Source organism: Chitinophaga ginsengisoli (assembly GCF_003014595.1).
Lineage (GTDB): Bacteria > Bacteroidota > Bacteroidia > Chitinophagales > Chitinophagaceae > Chitinophaga > Chitinophaga ginsengisoli.
This window is the reverse complement of sequence record NZ_PYGK01000005.1, coordinates 384,776-406,931: the sequence shown is the minus strand read 5'-3', so window position 1 is coordinate 406,931 and position 22,156 is coordinate 384,776. Positions and strand designations below refer to the sequence as shown.

At 45.0% G+C, this 22,156-nt stretch carries 19 protein-coding genes; 6 read left to right on the top strand and 13 right to left on the bottom strand.

The features are described from left to right. Positions 1 to 57 precede the first annotated feature (57 nt). From CLV42_RS15220 to CLV42_RS15190, 7 genes are all read right to left on the bottom strand, one after another. Complete coding sequence (locus tag CLV42_RS15220; RefSeq protein ID WP_106602775.1) at positions 58 to 255, bottom strand: hypothetical protein; 198 nt, start codon at positions 253 to 255, stop codon at positions 58 to 60. A gap of 1 nt (position 256) precedes the next feature. After that, a complete protein-coding gene (locus CLV42_RS15215) occupies positions 257 to 1,783 on the bottom strand; it encodes a hypothetical protein (RefSeq protein WP_106602774.1) in 1,527 nt (508 codons plus the stop codon). Positions 1,784 to 2,012: 229 nt separating this feature from the next. Next, on the bottom strand, positions 2,013 to 3,524 hold the full coding sequence (locus CLV42_RS15210; RefSeq protein WP_106602773.1) for a RagB/SusD family nutrient uptake outer membrane protein: 1,512 nt from the start codon (positions 3,522 to 3,524) through the stop codon (positions 2,013 to 2,015). A gap of 26 nt (positions 3,525 to 3,550) precedes the next feature. After that, positions 3,551 to 6,637, bottom strand: a complete 3,087-nt coding sequence (locus CLV42_RS15205; RefSeq protein ID WP_106602772.1) for a SusC/RagA family TonB-linked outer membrane protein — start codon at positions 6,635 to 6,637, stop codon at positions 3,551 to 3,553. Between the two features lie 441 nt (positions 6,638 to 7,078). Beyond that, positions 7,079 to 7,756 carry a GNAT family N-acetyltransferase gene (locus CLV42_RS15200; protein WP_106602771.1) on the bottom strand — a complete coding sequence of 226 codons (678 nt, stop codon included), beginning with the start codon at positions 7,754 to 7,756 and terminating at the stop codon, positions 7,079 to 7,081. A gap of 34 nt (positions 7,757 to 7,790) precedes the next feature. After that, the gene (locus CLV42_RS15195; protein ID WP_106602770.1) at positions 7,791 to 8,078 is read right to left on the bottom strand and encodes an ArsR/SmtB family transcription factor; all 288 of its coding nucleotides are present in this window, start codon (positions 8,076 to 8,078) and stop codon (positions 7,791 to 7,793) included. A 409-nt stretch (positions 8,079 to 8,487) separates the two neighbouring features. Next, entirely contained in the window at positions 8,488 to 9,363 is an 876-nt protein-coding gene (locus CLV42_RS15190; RefSeq protein ID WP_211303459.1) for an alpha/beta hydrolase, read from the bottom strand. Between the two features lie 105 nt (positions 9,364 to 9,468). On the opposite strand from CLV42_RS15190, the gene CLV42_RS15185 reads away from it, so the two are divergent. After that, on the top strand, positions 9,469 to 10,944 hold the full coding sequence (locus CLV42_RS15185) for a S8 family serine peptidase (protein ID WP_106602768.1): 1,476 nt from the start codon (positions 9,469 to 9,471) through the stop codon (positions 10,942 to 10,944). Between the two features lie 9 nt (positions 10,945 to 10,953). Next, positions 10,954 to 11,196: a hypothetical protein gene (locus tag CLV42_RS15180; protein WP_146154390.1), complete on the top strand. Its 243-nt coding sequence runs from the start codon at positions 10,954 to 10,956 to the stop codon at positions 11,194 to 11,196. 2 nt (positions 11,197 to 11,198) lie between these two features. On the opposite strand, the gene CLV42_RS15175 is transcribed toward CLV42_RS15180, so the two are convergent. From CLV42_RS15175 to CLV42_RS15160, 4 genes are all read right to left on the bottom strand, one after another. Beyond that, positions 11,199 to 11,858: a DUF4272 domain-containing protein gene (locus tag CLV42_RS15175; protein WP_106602766.1), complete on the bottom strand. Its 660-nt coding sequence runs from the start codon at positions 11,856 to 11,858 to the stop codon at positions 11,199 to 11,201. A gap of 162 nt (positions 11,859 to 12,020) precedes the next feature. After that, the gene (locus CLV42_RS15170; protein WP_106602765.1) at positions 12,021 to 12,242 is read right to left on the bottom strand and encodes a hypothetical protein; all 222 of its coding nucleotides are present in this window, start codon (positions 12,240 to 12,242) and stop codon (positions 12,021 to 12,023) included. Positions 12,243 to 12,302: 60 nt separating this feature from the next. After that, a complete protein-coding gene (locus tag CLV42_RS15165; RefSeq protein WP_106602764.1) occupies positions 12,303 to 12,590 on the bottom strand; it encodes a hypothetical protein in 288 nt (95 codons plus the stop codon). Next, entirely contained in the window at positions 12,587 to 13,159 is a 573-nt protein-coding gene (locus tag CLV42_RS15160; RefSeq protein ID WP_106602763.1) for a sigma-70 family RNA polymerase sigma factor, read from the bottom strand. The genes CLV42_RS15165 and CLV42_RS15160 overlap by 4 nt, the downstream gene beginning before the upstream one ends. A gap of 185 nt (positions 13,160 to 13,344) precedes the next feature. On the opposite strand from CLV42_RS15160, the gene CLV42_RS15155 reads away from it, so the two are divergent. The 4 genes from CLV42_RS15155 to CLV42_RS15140 all read left to right on the top strand — a co-directional run bounded on the left by CLV42_RS15155 (position 13,345) and on the right by CLV42_RS15140 (position 17,246). Further along, complete coding sequence (locus CLV42_RS15155) at positions 13,345 to 13,998, top strand: cytochrome b/b6 domain-containing protein (RefSeq protein ID WP_106602762.1); 654 nt, start codon at positions 13,345 to 13,347, stop codon at positions 13,996 to 13,998. Positions 13,999 to 14,008: 10 nt separating this feature from the next. Further along, the gene (locus CLV42_RS15150) at positions 14,009 to 14,794 is read left to right on the top strand and encodes a molybdopterin-dependent oxidoreductase (protein ID WP_106602761.1); all 786 of its coding nucleotides are present in this window, start codon (positions 14,009 to 14,011) and stop codon (positions 14,792 to 14,794) included. Between the two features lie 445 nt (positions 14,795 to 15,239). Beyond that, positions 15,240 to 16,286, top strand: a complete 1,047-nt coding sequence (locus CLV42_RS15145) for an SDR family oxidoreductase (RefSeq protein ID WP_106602760.1) — start codon at positions 15,240 to 15,242, stop codon at positions 16,284 to 16,286. 129 nt (positions 16,287 to 16,415) lie between these two features. Beyond that, the gene (locus CLV42_RS15140) at positions 16,416 to 17,246 is read left to right on the top strand and encodes an AraC family transcriptional regulator (protein WP_106602759.1); all 831 of its coding nucleotides are present in this window, start codon (positions 16,416 to 16,418) and stop codon (positions 17,244 to 17,246) included. Between the two features lie 18 nt (positions 17,247 to 17,264). On the opposite strand, the gene CLV42_RS15135 is transcribed toward CLV42_RS15140, so the two are convergent. Both CLV42_RS15135 and CLV42_RS15130 read right to left on the bottom strand, forming a co-directional pair. Beyond that, the gene (locus CLV42_RS15135) at positions 17,265 to 19,667 is read right to left on the bottom strand and encodes an ABC transporter permease (RefSeq protein WP_106602758.1); all 2,403 of its coding nucleotides are present in this window, start codon (positions 19,665 to 19,667) and stop codon (positions 17,265 to 17,267) included. Between the two features lie 78 nt (positions 19,668 to 19,745). After that, the gene (locus CLV42_RS15130) at positions 19,746 to 22,109 is read right to left on the bottom strand and encodes an ABC transporter permease (protein WP_106602757.1); all 2,364 of its coding nucleotides are present in this window, start codon (positions 22,107 to 22,109) and stop codon (positions 19,746 to 19,748) included. Positions 22,110 to 22,156 lie beyond the last annotated feature (47 nt).

The window sequence follows — 22,156 nt, the reverse complement described above, 5'->3', positions numbered from 1 at the left end:
AAAATTGAAAAGGCGACCATTAACCGGCCGCCTTTTTAATAAGATGCAAATATTAGCTTATGAAGTTATTATAAATCGGGATGCTTCTATTTGTGAGGCATGAGCCTTTCTCAGATATTCTCTTCGTGCTTCCTCCATGTACTCGTCAAGTGATTCCCTCTGTGCAATTGCTTCAGGAGAATCCATTATTTCTGCTTTTCCTTCTGCAAATAGCCTGGCTATAATCTCTTCTCTTCTATTAATTTTAGTTGCCATATCAGAAGCCTTTTAGATTGTTTGTGTATATGTTAAATTCCCCTAAAGATAATGAATTCCTGATTAATTCCTTGCTAATATCGTCACGATAGAAAAAGTATTGGTCATACCCACTAACTATTAACGATTCATATTTAGTCAGTTTAGGCTCCGTAGCATCGATTATTATTACCCCTATTGCCTTTTTTTGTTTGATTAACTTTCTCGATGAAATTTCTCCGACCCAAATGAACTTGGGCATTGGCGCATCAAGGATAAAGTCCCTAAAATCAGGATGAAAACTCCGGTCTTGCGATAAGTAATTTTTATACGAACGACTGGAAGTTAAAAAAATCCTAATAAAGATCTCTGTTCCTATAGGAATATTAAATTGATCCTCTAACAGAAGAGTTTTAATATATTTTTTAGCTACAGATGCTTCCAAATAGATTTTCGGATACAATGGAACCAGGAAATGAACTATCTCACAGTTGGTCCAGGCGGGATTTTGATAATGCCGTACTGGCTGATCTAATGGGACAAGCTGATAAACCGGGCGATTATCATCTACTATGACAAAATCCCTTTCAATATCATCATTATCAATTATATTAATTTCCTTTTTTTGTAAAATCGCGCTCAGACTAGCATCTTGCTCCTTCCTTGTTTGCAACTGATCAATATTAATATCACTAGTACAACTATGGCCTACCACTAATACTGCGTGTCCTACGTCTCCCCCATTATGGGTATTTGAAATAACCACTATCAGCGGCAAGCCGCTTTCCACATAGGTAGAAAGCACATTTTTCAGTCCCTCTTTAAACTTATCCTTAGAATAAATCTTGGTTCCAAATCCAAATTCGCGCAAGGCGTATCCCATCTGATCTACATTAAGGCCTTCTGACGGTATCTGCCGAAAATTGGAACGGCTTTTTAATGCATTAATAATGACGGATGGGAGAGCGGGTTTGTATTCCGGATATTTCGATGCGAAATACTCCATGATAGCCCAAATAGATGTTTCCGCACATGTAATGGTTTCTGTATCCTGAGAGGAATGAGGGAAACCGGTTACTTCAAACTTAACCGAACATACTGTTGACTGAAATTTACTCATTACACATAAAAAATCGTGTTCCAATAATGCTGAAGGCGAAATCACGCTTCTGCCGATAACATTAGGTATTGTGGGCCTTAATATCATAAACCCCAAATAGCTGTTCCTTAAATCTAAAATTTGAGTTTCATCCCTGAACTGATCCGCTCTTACTTCTTCACTAAAAAAAGACAGCCTGATGCAATCCTTTTTATACCCATTCATTTTTGTGGAAAAGTATGAATAATAACTATCCCGGTAAACCCTGTCTACATACGGATATTCAATTACAAAATGGATATCAGGTTGGAACCGCTGGAAATGCTGACCTAGTCTTCGGTCATATACCTTTTCGGCAATCTGTTGAGAAACTGAAAACTCATCCCTAATAAGCTGAATTAACTGATAGCGGATTTCAGGTAAGGTACAAATAATGGTTGTGATGCTCATAAAAGCGATGCTTGTTTTGGATGTTAACGTAAAAAAGATATAGTTAAATGAAGGGCGCAATTTAGTACCTTTTTCAGTTAAAATTCAGACTACTTTTTTTAATGCAGAGATTTGAAAAACAATTGATCCATTTAACCTTGGATGTGGCGATCTGAAAAAGCAACAGTTATAAATAACAACAAAAAAGGGGTGCCTTTCGACACCCCTTTTTACTTATATTCTTGGCCCCCTACTTATTAAGATTTGGATTATTCTGCTCCTCCGCCTGCGGTACAACAAAAATATAATACGGACTATTCGCCACAAAGTTGCTCTGATCTGAAAAGCTCAGCGCCGTATGATACTTCGCATTCACTTGTTTGGTAACACCTCCTGGCGTCACAACGGTCACCTTTATATCATTACTGCTGCCATCCACATAAGGCTTTCTCACCACAGCCAATTGATTACGGATAATATCCGACAGGCCAAATCCTTCGCCCCATAGCTCCTTCCTTCTTTCTATCAGGACCTCTTTTATCAGGCTCTCCTGTGTAGCTCCTTCCGACGCAAATGTTTTAGCGCCTCTTGCGGTACGGAGCTGATTCAACGCATTGATGCCTTCATTCAGGTTGCCTGCACGGGCATAACCTTCTGCTTTGATCAATATCACTTCTGCGCTCCTCATGAGCACAAGATCTGCCGTCTGATCTGCTCTGAATTTAAACTTCTTGTATTGCAGATACCCTTCTCTGGCTGCAGTAGAACCATCCCATGAGAAAAGCGTTTTACGTATATCACCGGCATCAAACAGCTCTGCGAAAAAAGGATCTGCCATAAAGCTGTAATAATAGGAAGATGCAGAAGATACATCGAGGAAATGAAAGCTATAACTACCATCACTCTGGCTCGGGATTTCAGGATGCCCCCAGATCCACTCGGAGTTGCCAACATCATTAAACCCTTTACTGTACTCTGCCGGCACCATTAACGGATAATTCCGTTGTGCTTCGTCTGCAGCAGCGGCTGCCAGTTCCCAACGACCTGTATTTAGGTACGCGCGTGCCAGCAGACCGTTCACTACGTCTGCATTGATCTTGTATTTAGCAGGACGCTCGTAGTTGGCCAGCAATGCCTTTGCTTGCAGGAGATCAGAAAAGATCAGTTCATAGATCTCTTTCAGCGAGGCTTTCGGATTACCCTGTGTAGCTGCTGTTGTTGGCGTAGTATAAATGGGCGCCGTTTTAGCCAGGGAATCTTTCAGGAAGGAGAACTGGTAAAAGGAGGCAATTGTCAGGTAAGTATGTGCCCGCAGTGCCAGCGCCTGTCCTTTAAGTACCTGCTTTGCAGTAGCGTCGCCTTCTACCTTGTCAGCGTTGGCGATGATAATATTGCTGTTATTAATGATCTTGTAGAGCTGTCCCCATATAGCACTTACACGCGCCTGTGTTTTATCGTTCATCTGCGTAAAACGGTAGGCAGTAGGGAACCCATATTTGGTAGTGATCAATGCAACATCATTTGCCATGGCATCGCTGGTTAATGCGATCGTCTTGAATCCCGGATTACTGAAGGTACCACCGTAAAAATCATCCATCATAGCGGCCCAGGTACCTTCTGAAATAGTACTGAGGTTATCCACATTCTTCAGCACAATATCTTCTGATACTGCATTGGAAGGAGCGGTATCCAGTTGTTTGTTGCAGGCTGACAAACCAATGATCAGCGCTGCTGCGTATGTATAAATTCTGCTTGCTTTCATTTTCATTCAATATTAAACGTTACACATTAGAACCCTATCTGTAAGCCCAGTGAAAAAGTCTTCATCGCGGGATACTGATAGTAGGTGGTACCATCTACAGACTGTTCGGGATCCATTCCCTGGTGACCATAAAAGGTGAGCAGGTTTTCGCCCAGCGCATATACTTTCAGGCTTCCAATACCAATGCGGGACAATAACTGTGCTGGCAGTGAATATCCCAGCGATACCGTTTTGAGGCGCGCATAAGTGGCACTGTACAGAAATCGTGTAGAAGTGGATGTCCAGTTCAGGTTATCAGTGGTGAGTCTTGGTACATCGGTGTTGGTATGCTCTGGCGTCCAGCGTTCTAATAGTTCTGTTGACCAGTTACGGCCAGGGCTGGCAGCGCCGCTTAGCAACGATACATAATCGAGATCCAGCACTTTACCACCAATGCTGTAAGCCAATAAGAACGACAGTTCGAAGTTTTTATAATTAAGCGTATTGGTAAAGCCTCCGGTAACATCCGGTAAAGCAGAACCGGCATAGTACTGGGTAGCGGAAGCGTAATTGGTGGTAGTTACTTTCTTGCCATCTGCACCGGTCTGATACCAAAGCGGATTGCCGGTTTTCGCATCTACGCCTGCCCATTCACGCAGGTAGAACTCATAAATAGAGCTACCCACCATGAGCTTTTTGGTACCGCTGATGATCTCCTTCTGCGGCAGCTCTGTGATCTTATTCTTGTTATGTGCTACGTTCAGACCGATATTCCATTTAAAATCGCGTGTACGTACTGGTATCACATTCAATTCCAGTTCCACACCCGTATTACGCAGGGCTCCGATATTGGCGCTGATAGATCCGAAGCCGGTTGATGGCGCCATAGGCTTTGCATACAGCAGGTCCTTGCTGGTTCTGTTATAATAGTTGATCGTACCATACAGGCGGTTGTCAAACAATCCGAAGTCGAGTCCTATGTTCAGGTTAAGGTTGCTTTCCCATTTAAGACCGGGAGTAGCCAGGCGGGATGTGATCACCCCACCGTTGCCCAGGTTGTTCTTGATATCAAAGAGCGCCAGATAAGCGTAATAGCTACTCAGATTGTCATTACCAGAAGCACCATAGCTACCTTTCAGTGTCAGGGTATTCAACCAGCCCACAGAGCGAAGGAATGCTTCTTCCGAGATACGCCAGGATGCACCGGTTGACCAGAAAGTACCCCAACGGGAATCAGGAGAGAAACGAGAGGAACCATCTCTTCTCACTGAGGCGGTGAAATAATATCTGTTGAGATAATTATACTGCCCCTGACCAAAGAAACTCAGTTTTGTATAGTTATCGGAAATGCCTGAAAAGTCATTCAGCTGGGAAGCTGCCGCTGGCTCATACAAATCAGGTAATACAAACTTCTGGCGACTTCCACTCAGCGTACTGTTATTGAAATAATAATATTCCTGACCAGCCAGCAGGTTAAGATGATGACCACTTAACAGGTCTATATCGTATGTGAAGATGTTATTCCAGGTATAGATCAGTTTCCTGCCATTGCCTTTGCTGATAGTACCACCAATCTCAGCATCTCCACCTACTAAAGGGTTCGTATAAACCAGCGAATTATTATTGACATAGTCGATATTATAGCTGGTTTTGAATTTCAGTGTTTTGATGAGAGATGCTTCGAGGAATGTTCTTGCAGAAATATTCTCGTTGGTATACCTGTTTTTATCCAGCGGCAGGGAACCGATCAGGTTCTCGCGGGCCAGTGCGGCAGAAGGCCGGTAGGCGCCATAGTCAAACTGCTTCTGTCCGTTGGCATCCAGCTTGTAAGAGCCGTCTGCATTACGTTGATAGATGGGATAAAAGCTGGGAATAGTCCTGCCAACCAATACAACGTTATCTGTACGTGAATCTGAAGAAGCAGGATAATCCTGTGCGGAGCTGGAACCGGTCACGTTCAATCCTACCTTTAGCCATGGCTTCGCCTGTAAGGTAATATTGCTTCTTATATTATAACGTTTAAAACCTGAACCCATATAAGCACCTTCATTATTCACATAGCCCCCACTGACATAGTAAGTGGACTTATCACTACCACCACTGAAGCTGAGCTGCGCCTGTGTATATTTTCCGGACTGTTGTATACCTTTCTCCCAATCGTCATTCCATAATGGCCTTGCTCCTGCCACAATCTTTCCATCAGTCCCAACGGGCTCGGCGAAGTTAGGCCCATATGGATTGATCCCCAGATCTGACACCACACGTGCACTGGCCGTTGCCGCAGCTTGCGTAGGCGTTTGTCCGTTAGTCAGCTGTTTATTACGTAAGGCTTCCCAGTAAAGCTGGAAATACTGATCAGTATTGATCTTATCATAATCTTTTACAGCGCGGCTGCTCCAACCTTGATTAAATACAGCGTTCACAGCCGACTCCCCTTTTTTACCCTGTTTGGTTGTAATGATGATAACGCCATTGGCTGCACGCGATCCATAGAGGTTGGCAGCAGCAGCGTCCTTTAATACACTGATGGATGCGATATCTGCTGCATTGAGTGCGTTAATATCTCCATCATATGGAGCACCATCCACAACGAACAGCGGAGCACTGGAAGCGTTGATAGAACCAACGCCACGGATGCGTATAGTGGAGCTATTGCCTGGTTGTCCGTTAGCGGATGTTGTCTGCAGACCAGTTACCAGCCCCTGTAAAGCATTGGTAACATTGGGCGTAAGCCGGTTATTGATCTTGTCTGCACTAACTGTTGACACGGCACCCGGATATCCCGAGCGTTTTACATTTGTGTAAGCTACTGTTACGACTTCATCGAGCGTTGTATTAGCAGGTTTCAGGAGAATCGTGATATTCGCATCTCCTTCACGTACTTCCGTTTCTACCGTCTCCCTGCCAATAAAGGAAACTGAAAGTACTGTCTTGTTGCCGGGAAGATTCAGCTGAAAGCGTCCATCCTGATCTGTAGCGGTGCCAAACGAAGTACGGTTGATCCTGACTGTTACTCCTGGCAATGGCTGCCTGTTTTCAGCAGCGAGTACCTGTCCCTGTAGCTGCCTTTGCTGCGCAAAAAGCCCTGTGCTTAAAAGCAGTGTAAGCACGAGGGTTACATTTTTCTTGAACATGAGTGTTTAGATTATAAGAATAGAGAAAATACATTACCTGAAGGCAATAGTATATTATTCAGCTGCCGGGTGAATGCAGCTGGCAATAGTTGAATTGATGATGTATGTAAATTAAGAGGTGCTACAATAGCAACTGATGCTTACAGACAAAGATGTTGAATGGAGTAAAGTTGATAAAAGTACAGCTGGTTTCATAAATCCTGTTTCTTGTCATTTATCCCAGTCTATTGACTGCAATAACATATCGGGCACTGCAAAAATAGTATAAATTAATAGTCTACCAAAATAGTAGGATACTATTTTATACCAATTTCAAACATCTTATCTTGAGTGATGGGGTATTATCTATAATGATTATTCTTATTTTCGGATAGCTCTTTTAAAGAAAAGAATTGACTGTTTTTCTTTTAATGTGATATGTCAACAATGGTTATTTTTTTATTAGTTATTTCTGATGATCTCCCAAAACACAATCGCCCTCCTATCCCTAAATCCCAATCTCTCATACACCTTCCTTGCCCGCTCATTACTCGTCAGAAAATGTAAATACAACTCATTCCCTTCTACCACATTCTTATTCATAATATGCGCCACTAATTGTTGCGCATACCCTCTCCCCGTAAATGAAGGATGTGTACACACGGCGCTCACTTCTACCATCCCGTTTATCCTTGTACGTTCACCAGCGATAGCCACCAATTGTCCTTCCTGGTAAATGCCATAATACGGCCCCAGCTTTGGCGTGTTCTTATAAAAGAACCCTGGCTGTACCAGGGTAACAAGCGCCAGCATTTCCTCAACATCCTCCAGTGGTACAACGTCGGGACTCTCTATCGATACCGCCTGATCACAGGTCATCTGTATACAATCCAACTGTCTTACCAATGCCCAGTTAGGCGGCAATACAGGCAGCTCACCTATCATGAGCATCTTTTCTCCTACAGCTGTCCAGGGTAATATTTCATTCAGATCGGCATGCAGCGGATCAGCACATCCCATGAATTGAAGATAGTCTACAGGGTATCGCTGCACACGTTCCGTTCCCTGTGCAAAGGCTTTATGGGTTGTTTGTAAGGCACGCCATACCGGGTTATCTAATGCAGCATAGTCGTTGTACATGGTACAGATTGATTCTTGTTTTCGGAAATAGGCCTTATGCGGTGAATAGCGACAGGAATGTCACATACTCCTCAAAAACCTCTTTGTTGATCTTATATTTTGTATTACGGCCTTCTTTTTCAGCCAACAGCAAATCAGCATCTACCAGCTGTTTGATGTGATGGGAAACTGTAGACTGCGCCAGGTCCAGCATATCGAGTATCAAAGTACATGGCGTCCAGTCCTGCTCTTTACGAATGGCCTCCACAATTTTTATGCGATATGGGTCACCAAGTGCTTTGGAGATCTTCTCAATTTTTTTAATGTCCAGTTTCTTATTCATCGATGCAAATTTATCGATTATGCTTCTTGGAAGACGAATAAGTGATCTTTCCCAGTGTCATTAGAATGTCAAATATCGATGTATTCTCAGTAGTAAAAACAACATATACTATTTTTTAGTACTGTACTAATCATTCTCTCATAACCCTCTACATAATTAAGTATTTATATCATCTCAGCAAAGCCGCTATCCCAGTGCATTCCCTGAGATAACCCATATATAACCCATATATAAGCCATATATGACCCATATATAATCCATATCTAAGAAGTATGGGTTATATATGGGTTATATATGGTTGGATGATAGTTTATAGATGAGTTATGATAGAGAACAGACCGAAACAAAGCACGCTTAGGAGTACGACCTGGTCGTACTCCTAAGCAGGTATTGAGCTATAAGATCTTGCTTATTTAGCGGCAGCTGCTGCCGGAGAGAGCAGCTTACAATCCGTCATCCAGTTGATGAGCAACTGTGGCCAGGCCCGGACAGACTGCAAATTGGAGCGGTAACCCATATTGAAGGCATGGTTGCCATTCGCGAAAATATGCGCCTCTACAGGCACTTTTGCCTGCCTGTAACGCTCCAGGAGGCTAACAATAGGTGCTGAACAGCATTCATCATCATTAGAAGCGATCAGGAAGGCTTTAGGCGCGTCTGCAGGTACTTTTTCAGGAATCCCCAGGGGACCGGGATATACCAGTATCTGGAAATCCGGTTTACCGTTCAGCCGGTCGATAGGGTCTTTGGCCTTCGGATCTCCATACCCGGGACCATATGCTACCTGGGCTACCACTTCTCCACCGGCAGAAAAGCCCCAGATGCCCACCCGGTTGGTGTCAATACTCCATTCGGCCGCATGGCTGCGCACAAAACGCATGGCACGGTAGGCATCCTGCCTGATCTCCTTTTCCAGGGTATAAGGGGAATTCTCCTCCCGGAACAGGCGGTATTTCAGGATGATAGCCGCTACACCTATACTGTTCAGGAAACGGGCAGGATCACGACCTTCGGAGTTGTAAACGAGCAGGCGGAAACCTCCTCCCGGACAGATCACCACCGCAGCGCCGGTTGCCTTTTCTTTCGGCGGAAGATAGATCGTAACAGAGGGATTATGGATATTCTTAACATAGTAATCTTTGGCCTCTTCCGGCTCGTTTTTTCGGTTTTCATACCCAGGAGCGCCATTAGGCCACAAAGAGAAAGTTTTGGCGGTATCCTGGGCTATAATCGTGGAAAATGGCATCAGGAGGAACGATGCCATGACAATATACCTGTGTAGCATAGACTGAGTGGTTTTACTTACAAGATATACTTTACCAGCCGTATAAATTAGTAAATTAGTAAGCGCAACTGCCGACATATTTTTCACCTCAAAAAGTTATCTCCCATGGCAAACTTCATCCTGCTGCCCGCCACACAGACCCAGACCAACGAAGATACCAACCCGAAAGTAAAAAACTTCCTCACTACGGTACTCGAACCGGCTGTTAAAAGTGAGTCCCTGAAACTGAGTGCCAGAATGCCCGCTAAACAGGAGAAAAAGATCTCTGTAAAGGTGCTGGACTCCATACAGGAAGACGGCGCAAAACTGGTACAGCTGAGTGATGATGAACTGGCGGATTTCCGCTTCTCCTATCCTGGATTCAGGATCATCAAAGAGAAGTTTTATAAAAAGGCGATCATCTATCACGAAGCAATAGAGAAAAAGGCGAAGAAAAGTCAGGTCAATAACAAGCTGCAGATCACGGTGACAGATAAAGCCGGGAACCCACTCAAAGATATCTACATCGTAGCGTTCACTGATTTTGCGAACAGGTTGGGCGATTCCGGCACTACCACCGCCAAAGGCAAGGTAACACTCGCATTGAAAGGCAAACGTATACAACGGATGTACGTTTATCCTGAACATAGTTACTGGGGATATTACCGCGCCAGTTTTACCGCTGCCGCTTCCCTTCATATCGCACTGACATCTATTGACATCAACTACAAGGATGTGCTGAGATATTTTTATCCCACTGCCAGCTGGCCCTCCATACCTGCCAGCATCCGGGTGGGGATTATCGATACGGGCGTTGGTCCTCATAAAGACCTGGTGGTATCCGGTGGCATGAACTGTGTAAAAGATGAAGATCCGAAAGATTTCAAAGACAATGGCGAAGGGCACGGCACGCACGTGGCAGGTATTATAGGAGCATCAGGAGGTGTACATGGTGTGGCTGCAGGTGTGGAGATCTTCAGTTACCGGGTATTCCCCGTAGGGAAATCCGCCTCTAACTTTTATATCATGAAGGCCATCAACCAGGCTATCCTCGATAAATGTGATCTCATTAACATGAGCCTGGGAGAAGAAGGGGAGGATGAAGGCATCATCAGTTATATCAAACAGGCTTATAATGCCGGCGTACTTTGTTTCTGTGCCAATGGCAATGATGACCGTGGTAAAGTGAACTTTCCTGCCTCTTACAGCCTTTCTGTAGCCGTATCGGCGATGGGCAGGAAGAAGACCTTCCCGGCCAGTGTCGTAGAAACTTCGAGCATAAAAGCGCCTTACGGAAAGGACAAGGCTAATTTCATTGCTGACTTCTCCAACATCGGACCCGAAACTGACGTGACTGCGCCGGGCGTAGGCATTATTTCCACCTTCCCTGACGACCGTTACGCCATCATGGATGGCACCAGTATGGCTTGTCCGGCAGCTACCGGCATGGCAGCCCGTTTATTGTCTGCCGCCCCGGAAATACTGGCTATGCCACGTACCCAGGCAAGGGCTGATGAGATGCTGAAATATTTATCTGTCAGGATCAGATCCCTGGGATTTAAGCCTACCTTTGAAGGGAAAGGTATGCTCCTAAGTGAATAAATGATAAGTATGGGCAACTATATTCTGCAATATATCGGCGATGGGACGCCTGATGTGCAACAGGTGCAGGAGATCATACATACCTGTCACCTGCGTATTGTGGACGACAGTCTCTCCCCCAGAACAATACTGCTGGAGCTGGCAGAGGCCGACATCGCCAAAGTGCGGCCGGAGTTAGGGACAGAATGGTCACTTACCCCTGAAAAGGAGTATCACGTGCCTGATACCAGGCGAAAAATAAAGAAAGGATAATATCAGGTGGAAGTATCTGTATCGTCCCAGTCCTGCACATTCATGAAACGTCTTACCCAGTTCAGTGCCAGATGCCGCTCAAAGGAGGCCGGTACGTGTACGTCTGCCCTGCTTTTTCCGCCGCTGAACAAGGTATCCCTGAAATGACTGGTGGTCAGTTCGTAGAAGATGTTCTCGTCATAGATCTCGGTAGTATCCCTGAAAGTCAGCTGACTGAGAAAGGCCTCCAGCTTGTCTCCCAGCGCCGGCAGCTGCTGGATCATGTTATTGATCTGCGCTTCCGTAGCTTCCTCTCCCGGCATTGGTTTATCGTCCACCAAACCGAGGGCCCAGGCCAGTATATAGGCTGCTTCAATTTTCCAGGACAGGTCTACAATCTCATCTTCCTTCGTAGTCCGGCTGTTCAGGTATGATGCTTCCTTCTCGCTGACATGTGACCAGATGTTCTCATTCTTGAGCCATTTAATGATGCCGTATTTTTTTGACTCATCCTGTATCGTGTAGGCAATAGCAGTGAGGATCATCACTCTGCATCCCACCTCTCTTGGTGTGGCAAAATGTTCCAGATCAAAGTTTAGGTATTCCGGATAAGAGATCTGATAATTGTCGATGCCATGTAGTGAGAGCCGTTCCTCAATTCTTGTAATTCGTGTTGCTAGCATTTATCTTTTAAACTTCTACTTTATTTATTCACAGGATTTTATGGCTATAAATATACAAATTATCCCAATATATGCAGTTTTATATAAAGCAACTACGTTTTAGTGTAAAAAATGACAGCAGGGCCAATTTCCCGGCCCTGCTGTCAAAACGGAGGAGATTACTTACATTCTTTTGGTGGAATCTTTTTTCATCTTATCCATTTTCTTATCCATCTTTTTATCCATCTTGTCCATCTTCTTATCCATTTTGTGCATCTTGTCCATTTTGTGATGCATCCTGGAAGTGTCCTTCTTGGCTGGTTCCTGTGCCTGTACACTTAAAGCCAGGAAAGTAGTGATTACTACTGCAGTAAATCCTTTAGCAAAAACTGATTTGAAGTTCATGGTACGTGTGTTTTATGGATTAATTAATCTGATTCCTTTGTCGGTTGGCAGACCAGATCCTTACAGCTTCTTCCCATTTTTGTTCAATTTATCCTCAATTCTTTCCTGCAGGGATTTCTTAAATGTATCATCCAGTTTTGTCTGCCTTTGCTGTGCATCATTAAACAGCATCTTTACCATGCTGTTGATAGTTATACTCTGACGGCGGAAGATCCTGCAAACGGAGCAAAAGGCAAGATGGATCTTCAGCTCCACACTTTCACGCAGTGTCAGGCGACCTATTTCCTTCCGCTCTATCAGGGAAGTGGCCTTTTTACAGTTATAGATAATTTCTTTCAGCTGACTCATATCCAGTTCTTTTGCAGGCAGGCCCTGAGATTCAGTTTAGTACGGTGAATAATGACCCAGAAGTTAGAGGGCGTTACTTTCAGCTCTGTACAGATGTTCTCCGTAGGGGCATCATCCATATGTTTCATGGTAAAGACTGACAACCATAAGGCTGGCAGCTTTTGCATACATAGCTGCAGAATGCGCGTAAAATCCTTTTTGTCCAACCGGTCAGGGTCCTCTATTCCAAATACCTGCGGGTAATGCGCTGCCTTCCAATGTCCGGTCACATTGTCGAAGAAATCCGGCTCTTCTTCTCCATTCAGGTGTTCCGTAGCACCAGTCAGTCCGGAAGACTTCTTCCTGTATACATCTATGATCTTATTCTTCAGGATAGCGGTCAGCCAGGTACGTTCTGAGCTCTTTCCCTCAAACCGGTCTATCCGCTCCAGCGCCGCCAAAAAGGTTTCCTGCACCAGGTCTCTGGCTTGTTCATCGTCATTCAGCCTTGTTATGGCATAGGTAAATAGATAATCTGCATACTTCGCTACCCACTGGAGCGGGTCAACGGCCATTGTATCCTTTAGCATCGATCAGTTGTTACTATTATTAGGAGTCATAAAAGATATCCCCTTCGCCGGGCCTTTATTTTAAGGGTTAGTCGGTCTTTCAATCAAATCCTTACAAAATTTATCCATTTTTTGTAAGGATATAAAATCTTAACCGACTAAGGGGGTAAATTGTTGATTTATCAGGCATATTAAATGTCACCCATATGAAAATCATAAAAGACAAGCATCCTCTGCTTATAAGATGGACCCATTGGGTAAACTTTCCGCTGCTTGCTATCATGATCTGGAGCGGCCTGCTTATTTACTGGGCGAATGATGTATACACCATTACAATAGCAGGACATCCAATCATTCGTTTCTTCCCTGACTGGTTCAATACCCTGCTGGATATCCCCCAACGACTGGCAGAGGGCATGGCGTTCCACTTTTTCTTTATGTGGTTCTTCTTTCTTAATGGTCTGCTTTACATAGGATATACCCTGTTCTCAGGGCAATGGCGGTCATTATTGCCTAACCGGCATTCCTTCCGGGATGCCTGGCAGGTAGTGCTGCACGATCTTCATATACGAAAAACGTCTCCCTCCCAGGGAAAGTATAATGCTGCCCAGCGAGTAGCATACACAGCCATTATTCTCATGGGAACGGGTTCCATCATCACCGGACTGGCTATCTACAAGCCGGTGCAATTATACTGGCTGTGCTGGCTGTGCGGAGGATACCATTTCGCCAGGATACTGCATTTTACATTAACGATCGGTTATGTGCTCTTCTTCGTCATTCATGTTGTACAGGTAATCATTGCCGGGTGGGATAATTTCAGGGCAATGGTGGCAGGATTTGAAGTAGTGGAAGAATAAAATCATTACAATGAAAACACAACACAAAAAGGTCAGGAAAGTACTGACACCGGAACAAAAGATCAAACGGCGGAGTTTTATCTCCTTTCTCACTTTCTTCATATTGGGAGGAGCCGCTTTCGGAAGCTGGAAGTGGTTGCTGCATGCGCCTGAAGAGACGCCAGGTGTTACCGCAGGCGCCAGCCAACCTTTGCGTCGTGCATTGAATAAAACAGAATTGTTCTTCCGCAACCTCTTCAGTCATAAACATCTTGCCCGAACCTATCCGATAGAACGCGCTGCCAGCGATGTAAGAGTAAACGGCGATATCGGTATTGAAGACGAAGATTTCGACCAGGACAACTGGCGGCTATCTATACAGCGTGGTAAAAAAGAACTATTGACAATAAACATGGCTGACATCCGCCAGCTACCAAAAACAGACATCGTCTTCGACTTCAAATGTGTGGAAGGATGGGACCAGATACAGCACTGGGGAGGCGTACGGTTCATAGATTTCATCACTCATTATAAACTGCAGAAAGAAGCGGGAATGCACTATGTGGGGATGGAAACACCCGACAAGGCATATTACGTCGGATTAGATATGGAGAGCGCACTGCATCCACAAACCATACTGGCATATGAGATGAATGGCCAGCCCATTACACCTGAACATGGTGCTCCGCTAAGGCTGATCATACCTGTAAAATACGGCATCAAGAACCTGAAGCGGATCGGTACCATTAGTTTTAGTAACCAGCGTCCACCCGACTATTGGGCAGAACAAGGATATGATTACTATTCCGGTTTATAAGACGATCTGCCTCACTTGATCAGTTTAACATAAGAAATACTGCTGAAAGCGACTATTTAACATCTCATTAAGAGGACATTCCAACGTGCGTAACTATATTGCGGGCCTGATAGACATGCGATAAGCGTGTCTCTTCATAACGTGAGATATGAAAGCTGGATATTCTTATCCGGCTTACTCTTCAACAATATCAATATGATACTCTCAATACAAGGAGCATACACGTAACAAATACTTTGCCATCACTTTTATAATGCGGCATCAGGTCTGTCTCTCCGGCTGCATACATCGCATGGCTATTCATCATGGGTTATCACCGAAAATCCGGTATCATACTATCTGTACCCACCGACTTCGCCAGGCTTTTAAACAAAGCAGATTGCGTCTTTTAAACAAAGCAATTATGCTGCCTCCATCCGAATTTTGATGCATCAAATAAATAACGATGAATACAGATTCAAATGTTGAGAAAACAGTGCTGGTAACTGGAGGGGCGGGGTTTATTGCCGTCCATTGTATCTTACAATTATTAAATGCAGGCTACCGGGTCAGGACTACGCTCCGTTCCTTAAGCAGGGAAACAGAGGTAAGGGCTATGCTGCGGGAAGGCGGTGTAGAGGCAGGCGACCGTTTGACATTTATTGAGACAGACCTGTCTGCTGATACTAATTGGAACAGGGCTGTAGACGGCTGTACCTATGTGCTGCATGTTGCTTCCCCTACGCCGATTTTTAATTATAAGCATGAAGATGAAATGATCATTCCGGCGCGTGAAGGAGTATTGCGGGTATTACGCGCGTCAAGGGATGCCGGCGTAAAACGTGTGGTATTGACTTCTGCTATAGGTGCTGTGGTATATGGGCATCCTGCACAAACAGCACCTTTTGACGAAACCAGCTGGACCAATACTTCTGGTAAAGCCCCTGCGTATCAAAAATCAAAGACTTTGGCAGAACGGGCGGCCTGGGAATTTATTGAAAGAGAAGGTGGTAAACTGGAACTATCTGCGGTTAACCCGGTAGCGGTAATGGGCCCGGTATTAGGATCAGATTATTCGCACTCCATCCATCTGATAAAAAATCTTCTGACAGGCAAAATGCCGGGTTGCCCAAAGATCAACTCAGGCTTTGTTGATGTTCGTGATGTAGCAGACCTGCACCTGCGTGCAATGACTCATCCGGACGCTAAGGGCGAACGGTTTATTGCTACTGCAGGCGAAAGCATCTGGTTAGTTGCAGTTGCCAACATCCTGAAACAGCATATGGGCGAAGCTGCCAGCAAGGTCCATGCTAAAGAGATACCTGGTACATTACTGCGTATTGCAGCCCTCAAAGACCCACAGGTTAAGTCAATGATTCCTTTACTTGGTAAGGTGATGAACGTGACCAGCGCAAAGGCCATCCGAATGTTGGGCTGGTCGCCCCGCTCCACTGAAGAGGCAGTGCTGGCCACAGCCAATAGCCTGATTCGCTTGCGCCTGCTTGATCAGTGATCGGGACAGTGAGCTTATTAATTTGATTCATTAAAGATGTTGACAGTCCTAAGATTAAGAGTTACCCGTGCGCCCTGTTGCTGATGCAAAATTTGGCGCCGGGTAATCATTAATGCTTAAATTTAACATATGGAATATCCGGGTGCAGCTGTAAAGGGACGAATATTTGTTTCCTGTCAAAAGGAAAGGCATTATAGCAGAGAACTGATGCTTGAGCAGCATGCTTTAGTCTATGTGCTTGCGGGATTATTAGAACTGTCCTACGCTGATCAGGTGCATCGCTTTACACCTGGAATGACCTTACTGATCCCTCGTAATGAATTAGGCAGGATGGCAAAACTGCCTGTAAATGGGGAGCCGTTTCGATCATTGTCAATTGTTTTCCCTGAAGCCATACTCAAGACGTTCTATAGATCAGGAGAAGAAAATCTGTCTGAGGGAAAATGGCCGGGCCACCTGGCCTTAGAGAGGCATCCCTTGCTGAATAGTTTTTTTAGTTCGCTTCTTCCGTATTTCGAGATGCAGGAAGAGCTGCCGTCTGACCTCGTGGAGATCAAGACGGCAGAGTGCCTTACCGTGCTGAATGCCTGTAATAAGGATGTTCAGCGACTGTTAGGTGTTTTCGATGAACCGGGCAAATTAGATCTGGCCGATTTCATGGAGCAACATTTTATGTACAATCTGCCGCTTAAAAAATTCGGATACCTTACAGGGCGCAGCCTGACCACCTTCAAGAAGGACTTCCAAAAAGTTTTCAAAACCTCCCCGGGCCGCTGGCTCACAAAGAAACGACTGGAACTGGCCCATTATCAGATATTCGGGCAGAAGAGGAAACCATCCGACGTTTATCTTGATGCCGGTTTCGAAGACTTTTCTCACTTTTCCTTTGCTTTTAAAAAGCATTTCGGTTATAACCCTACCAGTGCAGCACCTGCTAATCGCACGCCGGAAGGCGAGTGAAAAATAGTGATTGTTTCGTCAATCGGCTTTCAAACTGTCTACAGGATTCATCATGGCCGCCCTGATAGCTTGTGAGCTGACAGTGATCAGCGCTATGACCAGTGCCGCCATACCTCCAGCCACAAAAACGCTCCAGTTAATGTCTATCCGGTTCACGAAGTTATTGAGCCAGTTATACATGAAATACCATACCAGCGGGGTTGCAATTACAAACGCGATACCTATCAGCAGGATAAACTCCCTCGAAAAAAGGTATAAAATATGAGTGGGTGTCGCCCCCAGCACTTTGCGCACACCTACTTCCTTGATACGTTGTATTGCCATAAATGATGCAAGACCGTATAAGCCCAGACAGCTAAGGAATATGGCAATGCCTGCAAAGATCTCATACAATTGCGCCAGCTGTCGTTCTTCCTTATAATATTCCGCTATCCGCTGATCGAGGAACTGGTATTCAAAGATCTGTTCAGGAAAGTTCTCGCTCCAAAGTTTCTCAATAGCTGTTAGAGAAGCCGGAACATCGGCTCCAGCGGTCAGCCTTATCCCCACACTACTGAAGCGCTGTTTCAAATTGCTCATGAATACGGGCGCCACCGCCTCTTTCAGCGAACCGGCAGCAAAATCTTTCACCACTCCCACAATCATACCCTGGATCCTTCCACCCCATATATCCATATTTTTATTGAGCACATCCGCTGGTTTCAAACCTAACTTTTGAACCAGGGTTTCGTTGACCAGGAACTCGCATACGGAATCTGTGCGGGTGAGGTTGCGGCCGGCTATGAGTTTGATATCGTAGGTATTGAGAAAGTTATAATCCACCCAACGTGTGACGGACGGGAATTTGGTTTCTTCTGCCTGATGATCAAATCTAAAGCCTGTCCACCAGTTACCATTACTGGAAGGTGCGGCGTCGGAAAAGCTCACTTCCTGTACGCCTTTGATGTGTTGCAGCTGGTCCCGGAGATAAGCAATCTTTGCATTGGCCGCGCTGTCCTTACTCAAAGATACGTTCACAATGGCATCCCGGGTAAAACCCATGGATTGCTTGTGAAAGTAATTCATCTGCTGCAGGATGATCAGCGTACCAATAATCAATGCCTGCGTAATAATGAACTGGAAAACCACCAGACCACGGCGCAGGGAGATGCCACCTGTCTTTTTGCTGGCTGCGATCTTGCTCTTCAGTGCATTGATGGGATTGAAAGCCGACACGATAATGGAAGGATAAAAGCCTGCCAGCAAGGTAACGGCCAGGAAGATGCAGCACAGTAAGATATATACGTTATAGGCAGCCAGCATACCTGCATCCAGCGGCAGGTCCATCACCCTGCTGATAAATGGAAGCGTGCACAATGCCAACACTAAGGCAAGTAAAAGGGATGTTAACACCAGCATGGCAGTTTCAGACAGGAACTGTATTTTCAGCTGCCAGCGGTTGCTGCCCAATACCTTGCGCACCCCGATTTCACGCGCACGGTTCACTGCCTGTGCAGTGGCCAGATTGATGAAGTTCACACAGGCAATGAGTAAAATAAAAGCAGCGATTATCCACAACATCCTTATCCGTTCAGGTGATGCCACACGACCAATAAAGTTCGCCGTGCGTTTATCTGAGTGCACATCTCCCAGGGACTGTAGCATATGCGTGGTCTTGTTCTTCGGATCTTTATATTTTTTCGAGAAAGCGATCAATTGCCGGTTGATCGTCTCCACATTCTGCCCGGGGCGTAACAGCACATAGCAATTATGAATATCATCTATCGTTACCCAATCCTTTATCTCGTTTATTTTAAGCATGGCATAAGTTGCCACCATATCAAACTGGAACTCTGTGTTCTTAGGTGGATCATCCAGTATACCTGTTACTGTCAGGTCGAAGTGCTGGTCAAGTTTGACGACCTGCCCCATGGCCTTGTGCCAGTCGCCAAAATATTTCTCCGCAGTGGAACGTGCCAGCACCGTGGAGTTAGGATCGCTCAACGCGGTAGCTTTATTACCCGCCAGCCACCTGTAGTCAAATATGTCGAAGAATGAGGGTTGCAGGAAATATACCAGTGGTTTAAATTTCTTCTGAATGTTGCCTTTCCCATTTTCCAGTGTTACCAGTCTTTTACCCATTTGTATAATGCCCGATACCTTTTCGAACGCTGAAAAATCGTTTGGCAACGCCGTGGGCACAGGGAAAGGCACAGCCTGTGTATAATTGGTTTGGCCACTTTCCTCCGGCATTACCGTAATTACTCTGTAGATGCGGTCTTTCTTCGTATGGAACATATCGAAGCTTTGCTCATATTGAATGATCACATAAATCACAAGGCAAACAGTGATACCCAGGGTAAGACCGGTGATGTTGAGAAATGCATAACGCTTGTTGCGCCACAGGCTCCGGAAAGCGGTTTTAAGATAGTTCTTCAGCATACAAGGGAATTATTTATTATGTCCGCTTATGGACGTGATTCATAAAAAGGTGGTTTAGCCCCTCCCAATTATAGTCTCCTACTCTGCTCTCAGGCTCCTCACCGGATTTGTCAGCGAGGCCCTGATACCCTGATAACTAACAATCATCAATGTGATAAACACAGTGGCGATACCGGCGACTAAAAATACATCTGCCCCAATAGCTGTACGATAGGCAAAACCGGCCAGCCATTGATCCATGAGCCACCAGGCCAGGGGGAAGGCGATAAAAACAGCGACCAGCACCAGCTTCAGGAAATCAGCCGACAGCATGACCACTACGCTTCTTTCTGATGCTCCCAGTACTTTGCGGATGCCGATCTCCTTATTTCTTCTTTGTGCGGTGAAAGCAGCCAGACCAAACAAACCAAGGCAGGATATCACAATTGCCAGTCCTGCGGCATACGCGGATAAAGCGCCCAGGCGGTTTTCAGCAGTATATTGCGACTGGTATTCACTATCGACGAATTTATAAACGAAGGGAAATCCGGGATCAAATTTCTCATAAGCATTGCGTAGCTGGTCTATCGTTTCACGGTTCTTACCGGCTTTGATCCTGACCAGTATCCTGTAGGTAGCTGCAGGCTCCAGTCGCATGGCAAAGGGTTTTACCTGCTCATGTACTGATTCGAAATTAAAGTCTTTTACGACTCCCGCTATTTTCCTGTTCACACCCCACATCTTTACGGTCTTACCTACAGGGTTACTAAGTCCCATGCTTTTAATGGCAGCTTCATTGAAGATGATCTCCGTACTGTCTGCACTCACATTACTATTAAAACTTCTTCCCTCTTTCATGGTCATACCCAATGTCTCAATAGCACCATAGTACACACCTATGTTAGCGAAACTGGTTTTATTATCCGGTTGTTTACCTTCCCAGTGAATATCCGAAGTACTACCATAATCAGCCACTATACTGGTATGGTCTATGCTGGATGCGGCTACTACTCCGGGCAGGTTTTTGATGGCATTCACAAACACCGGCGTTTTTGTTACTACTTCCGATCCCAATTGGAAGCTGATAATATTGTCTACATTATAACCGGGGTCCTTTGTCTGTATATACCTGATCTGTTTATATACCACCAGTACAGCAATGATAAATACGGCAGAAATAATGAACTGGAACATCACCAATCCTTTCCGTACCCATATTTCCCCTAAAGAAGCCCGTAATTTACCTTTCAGGATGGCAATGGGATTGAAGCCTGAAAGATAAAAGGCAGGGTAAAATCCGGCCAGTATGCCCGTAAAAAGAGTAATGCCCAGAACAGACAACCACAGCACAGGATCAGCATGCAGGGAGATCTGCTTGCCGGTAATATGGTTAAAGGCAGGCAATAGAAAAGGTAACAATATCAGTGTAACCACCAGTGCCAGGAAAGTGATCAGGATTGATTCTCCCAGGTATTGGAAAATAAGCAGCTTTCTGTCTGCACCTACCACCTTCCGGATACCCACTTCCTTCAGTCGTTTAGAGGCTTTGGCGGTGGACAGGTTCATGAAGTTGATACTGGCTATAATGAGAATGAAAAGGGCAATAATGGAGAACATCCGCACATACTCTATCCTTCCTCCTGCCAGCATACCATTCACATACCGATTGTATAAGTACCCCGATGAATAACGGCGGGCAAACAGTTTATAGCCTGCCTGCTTATCTTTAGTCCTGGTGAAGTCTGCAATCTTTTTATTGAACCGATCTATATGTGTGCCTTTCTTTAATACCAGGTAAGTAGCGGGGTCGATATTTCCCCAGGAATTCAGGAAGGAATATTGTTCCAGGTATATGTCAAAAGGCAGGACATAATCATGCTTTACGGAGGAGTTGTCAGGAATATCATCAAACACACCTGATACCTGGTATTGCTTTTCATGCTGCCACTCAATAGTACGGCCAACTACATTTTCTGTGGTATGAAACAGTTTTAGTGCCAGCTGTTTTGAGATAACAATATTGTTCTTATCTGCCAGGACCTGGTCTTTATTTCCCTGTAAAAGCGGGTAAGAAAAAATGTTGAAATAGTCCTTTTCGGCATAGTAGCCTACTGCATTCAGGTTCTCTTCTTTCACAGACAATGTAGTCTCTCCCGACCAGTAAGGATAAATAACGGCAGCAGCATATTCCACTTCCGGCAGGTCAGCTTTCAGGGTCCTTGCCAGGATGCCCGGTGTAGCCGTCATTGTTTGTACACCTTCCGAATTTTCTACATTGGTCATTACCTGGTAAAGCTGACCGTCCTTCTCATGAAACCTGTCAACATGTACTTCATCATTGATCCATAGATAGATCAGTATTGCGCAGGTCAATCCGGTAGACAAACCAACCAGATTAAGCAACGTAAACTGGCGATCCTTCATCAGGTTTCGCCAGGCTATTTTTAGGTAGTTTTTAAGCATCGGTGGGCGTGTTAGACTATTCGGCATGTTCATTCACCAAGCCAATG

Bases quoted from the DNA above. Each gene is read 5' to 3' on its own strand.
- CLV42_RS15220 (WP_106602775.1), bottom strand. From the start codon at position 255: ATGGCAACTAAAATTAATAGAAGAGAAGAGATTATAGCCAGGCTATTT.
- CLV42_RS15215 (WP_106602774.1), bottom strand. From the start codon at position 1,783: ATGAGCATCACAACCATTATTTGTACCTTACCTGAAATCCGCTATCAG.
- CLV42_RS15210 (WP_106602773.1), bottom strand. From the start codon at position 3,524: ATGAAAGCAAGCAGAATTTATACATACGCAGCAGCGCTGATCATTGGT.
- CLV42_RS15205 (WP_106602772.1), bottom strand. From the start codon at position 6,637: ATGTTCAAGAAAAATGTAACCCTCGTGCTTACACTGCTTTTAAGCACA.
- CLV42_RS15200 (WP_106602771.1), bottom strand. From the start codon at position 7,756: ATGTACAACGACTATGCTGCATTAGATAACCCGGTATGGCGTGCCTTA.
- CLV42_RS15195 (WP_106602770.1), bottom strand. From the start codon at position 8,078: ATGAATAAGAAACTGGACATTAAAAAAATTGAGAAGATCTCCAAAGCA.
- CLV42_RS15190 (WP_211303459.1), bottom strand. From the start codon at position 9,363: ATGCTACACAGGTATATTGTCATGGCATCGTTCCTCCTGATGCCATTT.
- CLV42_RS15185 (WP_106602768.1), top strand. From the start codon at position 9,469: ATGGCAAACTTCATCCTGCTGCCCGCCACACAGACCCAGACCAACGAA.
- CLV42_RS15180 (WP_146154390.1), top strand. From the start codon at position 10,954: ATGGGCAACTATATTCTGCAATATATCGGCGATGGGACGCCTGATGTG.
- CLV42_RS15175 (WP_106602766.1), bottom strand. From the start codon at position 11,858: ATGCTAGCAACACGAATTACAAGAATTGAGGAACGGCTCTCACTACAT.
- CLV42_RS15170 (WP_106602765.1), bottom strand. From the start codon at position 12,242: ATGAACTTCAAATCAGTTTTTGCTAAAGGATTTACTGCAGTAGTAATC.
- CLV42_RS15165 (WP_106602764.1), bottom strand. From the start codon at position 12,590: ATGAGTCAGCTGAAAGAAATTATCTATAACTGTAAAAAGGCCACTTCC.
- CLV42_RS15160 (WP_106602763.1), bottom strand. From the start codon at position 13,159: ATGCTAAAGGATACAATGGCCGTTGACCCGCTCCAGTGGGTAGCGAAG.
- CLV42_RS15155 (WP_106602762.1), top strand. From the start codon at position 13,345: ATGAAAATCATAAAAGACAAGCATCCTCTGCTTATAAGATGGACCCAT.
- CLV42_RS15150 (WP_106602761.1), top strand. From the start codon at position 14,009: ATGAAAACACAACACAAAAAGGTCAGGAAAGTACTGACACCGGAACAA.
- CLV42_RS15145 (WP_106602760.1), top strand. From the start codon at position 15,240: ATGAATACAGATTCAAATGTTGAGAAAACAGTGCTGGTAACTGGAGGG.
- CLV42_RS15140 (WP_106602759.1), top strand. From the start codon at position 16,416: ATGGAATATCCGGGTGCAGCTGTAAAGGGACGAATATTTGTTTCCTGT.
- CLV42_RS15135 (WP_106602758.1), bottom strand. From the start codon at position 19,667: ATGCTGAAGAACTATCTTAAAACCGCTTTCCGGAGCCTGTGGCGCAAC.
- CLV42_RS15130 (WP_106602757.1), bottom strand. From the start codon at position 22,109: ATGCTTAAAAACTACCTAAAAATAGCCTGGCGAAACCTGATGAAGGAT.